At 70.4% G+C, this 1591-nt stretch carries 1 protein-coding gene; it reads right to left on the bottom strand.

Annotated features, from left to right (window positions below; genetic code table 11):
• Positions 1 to 215: 215 nt before the first annotated feature.
• Positions 216 to 1370 (bottom strand): alkaline phosphatase PhoX, encoded by a 1155-nt coding sequence (locus tag ACVCAH_RS37815; protein ID WP_447140999.1) that lies wholly within the window; start codon positions 1368 to 1370, stop codon positions 216 to 218.
• Positions 1371 to 1591: the final 221 nt, after the last annotated feature.

Raw genomic sequence — 1591 nt, 5'->3', positions numbered from 1 at the left:
CGGTCCTGTTCCTGTTGGTCAAACCAATGTGGCGGTTTCCTTATGAGCACGCCCGGCTGCGGGGCTAGCAGTTGGTGCGAACTGGATGAACTCGGGTGCGGGCTGGGCCAGCCAACCTCGCCCAGTCGGAGTCAGAGCATTCAGCGGCCGGCTGGCCCGGCTGCTCTTCGCGGCTCGCCCGTATCGTGAGAGAGCGACAGGGTGATGTTTTCGCCTCAGGCGCGGAACGGGCCGCGCACCTCGTAGGTGATGCCGCCGGAGGAGGAGCCGGAGGTGCCGCGCTGCGACGAGAAGTAGAACCGGGTGCCGTCCGGTGAGAACGCCGGCCCGCAGATCTCCGACGACGACTGGCCGGTGATCCGCAGGAACGGCGCCACCACCTCGTCCGGCGTGATGATGTTGATTTCCATGTTTCCGCCGTCCTCGGCGACGAAGAGGTCGCCGGAGCGGGTGCCGGTGATGTTGTCCACCCCGGTCAGCGGGGGCGTCCCGGAGACCAGGGAGTCGTCGTACGCCAGGTTGATGCGCTGGTTGATCGCGTCGTACGCCCAGACCCGGTTGTCGCCCTTGGTGGTGAACCAGCAGGTCCCGTCGGCGTACCAGCAGCCCTCGCCACCGTTGAACTTCTTCGCGCCGGAGACCTGGTTGCGGGTGTAGGTGGGCGAGCCGTCCGGGTCGGGCACCCGCGCCCAGGTCACCGGGCCGCTGGTGGCGGTGCCGGCGACCAGCACCTCCAGGGTGCCGGTGGAGAGGTCGCCCCAGGTGGTCGGACGGAAGCGGTAGAAGCAGCCGCTGCTCTCGTCCTCGGTCAGGTAGATCACCCGGCGGTCCGGGTCGCAGGCGGCGGCCTCGTGGGTGAACCGCCCCATCGCAGCTCGCCGGACCCCGGCCTTACCGCCCTGCGGGTACGTCTCGTACACGTAGCCGCGGCTGACCTCCTCGCCGGAGAGCCAGGTCCCCCACGGGGTGGCGCCGCCCGCGCAGTTGCGGTTGGTGTTGGCCAGGATGCGGTACGCCGAGGCGATGCTGCCGTCGGCGGTGAACCGCACCGCGGACGCACCGCCGGTGGTGGAGATTTCGGAGTTGGAGACGTAGATCCAGCCGGTGCCGGCGGCGAAGCAGGCGCCGCCGTCGGGCGCGTCGTGCCAGGTGTACGAGGTACCGGCGACGGTCTGCCGGGACCGGGCGATGATCCGGCTGGTGAAGCCGGCGGGGAGCTGGATGCCCCGCGCGTCGGCCGGCTGGAGCGGGCCGTAGGGGCTGGCGCCGGGCTGGGCGGGGGCGGCCAGGGCGGCGCCGGCCCAGAGGCTGCCGGAGAAGGCGGCGGCCCCACCGGCGACGGTGGCGCGCAGGAGAGTACGACGATCCATCGGGAAACCTCCGAAGGAGCAGCGGTCGGCGGCGATGACATTCGCAGAAGCAACAAGGGGGTAGGTCACGCTGGGACTGGGCCGGCAACGGTGGTGGCGCTCCGGCTGATCGCCGTGGGCGGGCTCGCCGTTGCGGGGTGAGCTCGGCGACCCAGCGGGCTGGAACGTGTGGCAGACGTTACAACCAATCGACAAGTTTCGAAGCGGGCCGCAAGTTGACC

The organism is Micromonospora sp. LZ34 (genome assembly GCF_052981855.1).
Note: the sequence above shows the minus strand (reverse complement) of the source record. Positions and strands in the feature narration are given on the sequence as shown.